The sequence below is a fragment of the uncultured Methanobrevibacter sp. genome, assembly GCF_947169325.1.
GTDB lineage: Archaea > Methanobacteriota > Methanobacteria > Methanobacteriales > Methanobacteriaceae > Methanocatella.
Genome location: NZ_CAMVPN010000135.1, coordinates 1 through 3,714, shown reverse-complemented (window position 1 = coordinate 3,714; position 3,714 = coordinate 1). Strand labels below are relative to the sequence as shown.

Sequence of the window (3,714 nt, the reverse complement as noted above, 5' to 3'; positions counted from 1 at the left end):
TCATCTGGCTATGCCATCCATCGGCAGATATTATAATTCTTTTGAATCATAATATAATGTAAATTATATATTCAACCACGTAAATTACTCCAATAATTCTATAGACTAATCTAACACGGTTTTATAATACTAATTCTTGAATAATTCATATATCACTAAATATAATCCCGTAATAAAAAAACAAGAGGGATTAGACTTTCAATACAAATACTTCTGAATTTTATATAATTTTTAGCAAAACTAAAAATAAAAATTTAGTAATCAATGAAATAATTCTAGAGAACTAGACAATAATAAGTTAGTTCGCATAGTATATAAAGGTATCTAAAAATAGGTCAAAATTAGAAAATAAATAAATGAAAAAAAGAAAAAGAAATAGTAAAAAGTGTAAAAGAGATAGTAAAAAATTACTATCTAATGATCAACTAACAAATCTATTTGATTGCTAATTTTACATCTTCTGCTTTTACAGTTTTTCTACCAGCGTGACGTGCAAATCCAACAGCTTTTGCTGCGATTTCATTACCGTAATCTTCGATTGCTTCGGTTAATGCAATTTTTGCGTCATCACTTACTCTTTGTGCACCAGCATTTTTTAAGATTCTTCCTACAGGAGCAATTGGTAATTCACTCATTATTTCACCTCATTAATTTGTTAATAGATAATTTAAATTTGCTTATATATAAATATATTGGTTTAATAGTGTTGATTTTGAAAGATTTCATCAATGTAATGAAAACTTTTTATTCATGAAAAGTGCACGTATTGTATTTCGAAATGTTTTTCATACAATACTTAAATCAAAAAAAGTGTTAATTTAGTTCGAAAGAATTGAAATTAAAAAGCAAAATTAAAAATAAAAATAGTAAATAAGATTTAAAAATTGTTAATCTTATTTATTCATGAGAATTTCTCTTAAAGTATCGATATCAGCATCCACTTGAGTTGGTTGGGTACAAGCATCGATAGCAGTGTTTGGATCTTTAAGCAAGTGTCCTGTAACGACACATGTTATTGTTTCTCCTTTGTCAATTACTCCTTGAGCAACAAGCTTCTTAAGACCTGCGATTGAAGCTGCAGAAGCCGGTTCAACACCAATACCTTCTGTTCTTGCAAGAAGTTTTTGAGCATCCAATATTTCTTCATCAGTTACTGTTTCTGAATATCCGTTTGAATCGTAAATTGCATTCAATGCCTTAATATCACTTACAGGAGCACCTATACGGATAGCAGTAGCGATAGTTTCAGGGTTTTCTACAGGAACAACCCTTTTATCTCCTTTTTTAAATGCATTTGTAACTGGACATGCTCCTTCCGCCTGAATACCGGTCATCATTGGCAAATCCTTAATAAATCCTGCATCATAGAATTCCTTGACACCTTTCCAAATAGCTGAAATGTTTCCTGCATTTCCTACAGGTAGGATAATCCTGTCTGGAGATTGCCATCCCAAATCACGGACAATTTCATAACCAATGGTTTTTTGCCCTTCCAATCTGTATGGGTTAATTGAATTTAATAAATAAAGATGTTTTTCTAAAGCAAGAGCAGTCATCGCTTCTAAAGCTTCATCAAAGTTTCCGTTGATGGACATTACTTCAGCGCCGTGGAACATTGCCTGAGCCAGTTTTCCTAAAGCCACTTTTCCTGAAGGTAAAAATACAATGCATCTTAAACCTGCACGGGCAGCATAAGCTGAAAGTGATGCGGAAGTGTTACCTGTTGAAGCACATCCAACTGTGCTTACTCCCAATTCCATAGCTTTTGTCATACCAACAGTCATGCCACGGTCTTTGAAACTTCCGGTTGGATTGGAACCTTCAACTTTAACGTATAGGTTAACGCCAAGTTCTTCGCCTAACTTATCGCATTTGCAGAATGGGGTTCCACCTTCATCAAGGGAAACTATTTTGCTTTCATCAACAGGAATGCATTCCTTAAATTTCCATAAATTATCTCTTCTACCTTCAAATATATCTTTAGAAACATCAATTTCATTGACGAGTTCAAGTACGGATCCACACTTTTCACATGTGTAGATTACTTCATCGTCATCATATTCTTGTCCACATGAAACACATCTTATCATAAAATCACAATATTATTTTTTTAATCGTTAATATAAAAGTTTAACCTATAATATAATTTGCAATCGGAACTGTCAGATAAACTTCAACAAAACCTGCAATTACCATTAAAATTGCTGCAACTGCAAATATTATCAGAGCCTGCTTTAATTTATCGAAGTTTTCAATGAATGAGACTCTGAAACTTTCAGAAGCGGATTCATTTTCATACTTCCAAAAAGTTTTTAGGAACTTATACATGAAATTAAACAAAACGAAACCACCGGCACACGCCAAAATGCAGGATGAAAACTCAAAAATGCCATGAGGAATTATTAAAAGCAATGTATAATACAAATTTTCAGTAGTTGCCACATAATAGCCTACAAAAAATCCGTTGAAAGCCAATATCAAAGCTGAAAAGCAAAAGATAATCCCATAAATAAACATCTGACATATTATTCTGAAATTATTGAAAAATATGTCCTGAAACGTTAATTGAATGACACCAGAGTCTACCTTTTGAGTAAAATCATCAACAACAGGGTTAAAATAGTCATATAAGTTAGGCTCCAATACGTAGCCTAAAATTAAAGATATGAAAAGTATGGCTATTGATACAATAATAGCCCACTTGTTTTCACTGAAAGCCCTCTTAACTTCTCCAATCATCATATCAATGTTTTAGCAATCTCACGGGCTTCAGCTTGTTTGTCCTGCAACTCTTCGAAGAACTCTTCCATCAGTTCGGCAGTTCTGACCTTACAGTCTCCGCAACGCAATGTTCCGTTCAAACACTCTGTTCTGATTTTTTTAAGCTCTTCGTCATCATCAATCAGGTGGTATAGCAGCATCTCATAGATTACACACTTGTCTACATCTCCACCCAATTCCTGTTGCTCTTTTAAGGTTTCTCTTCCACCAGTTTTGGCAGTTTTAACCTTTTTGGCAGCTTCCTTAGGAGTGTCATTGAGGTATATTGCAGTTGTTGGTTTGGAACTGCTCATCTTATCGCCAGTCAATCCTGTGAGGAACCTATGATATGTTGAAGCAGGAGTCAAAAATCCCAAATCCTCATGGAGCTTTTGGGCAATGTCTCTTGTTAGCCTGATATGAGGATCCTGGTCAATGCCAACCGGCACTACAACCTTTTTCGGACCTCCAAATTCCTCAATTTGAGGAAGCAAAATGTCAGCAACCTGAACCAAAGGTGCCTGAACGTGAGCAATGTTTGTTGAAGGTGTAAAACCGTAAATGGCTTTAAGCTGATTGAAATTGGTTTTGCTTGATGCTTTGAAAGCCAAATCCTGCAACAACTTATTTTGAGACTGAAGATAGACATTGACATTGTCCTTTTCTAGGTCAAGACCTAATGCAATCCAGTTTGTTAGGTATTCATTCACTGCAATTTCACGGCCTTTTTCAAAGCTCATTCCACGTGCGGCATAGGATTCCAAATCTGCAATCGGCAGGGACAGCATTGCTCCTTTTTCCTGATACCATTTCAATTGGTCAACCACCATCTTATGGCCTATATGCATCTGACCGCTCGGCATCATGCCTGTTACAACAGCGAAGTCCTTATTCTGATTGATTAAATTGTTAATTTCATTAAATTCCCTGTGACCGAAAATTACTCCCCTCTTC

Annotated in this window: 4 protein-coding genes; all 4 read right to left on the bottom strand. The window is 34.9% G+C overall.

Annotated elements, in window-relative coordinates:
- Positions 1–434 precede the first annotated feature (434 nt).
- Positions 435–635: a histone family protein gene (locus tag Q0W26_RS11730; RefSeq protein WP_292784110.1), complete on the bottom strand. Its 201-nt coding sequence runs from the start codon at positions 633–635 to the stop codon at positions 435–437.
- Between the two features lie 258 nt (positions 636–893).
- Positions 894–2,090, bottom strand: coding sequence for a threonine synthase (thrC, locus tag Q0W26_RS11725; protein WP_298525673.1), 1,197 nt, complete (start codon positions 2,088–2,090; stop codon positions 894–896).
- 40 nt (positions 2,091–2,130) lie between these two features.
- Entirely contained in the window at positions 2,131–2,742 is a 612-nt protein-coding gene (locus Q0W26_RS11720) for a stage II sporulation protein M (protein WP_298525671.1), read from the bottom strand.
- On the bottom strand, positions 2,739–3,714 hold a 976-nt coding region (locus tag Q0W26_RS11715), incomplete at its 5' end, for a tryptophan--tRNA ligase (protein WP_298525669.1). The genes Q0W26_RS11720 and Q0W26_RS11715, both read right to left, overlap by 4 nt.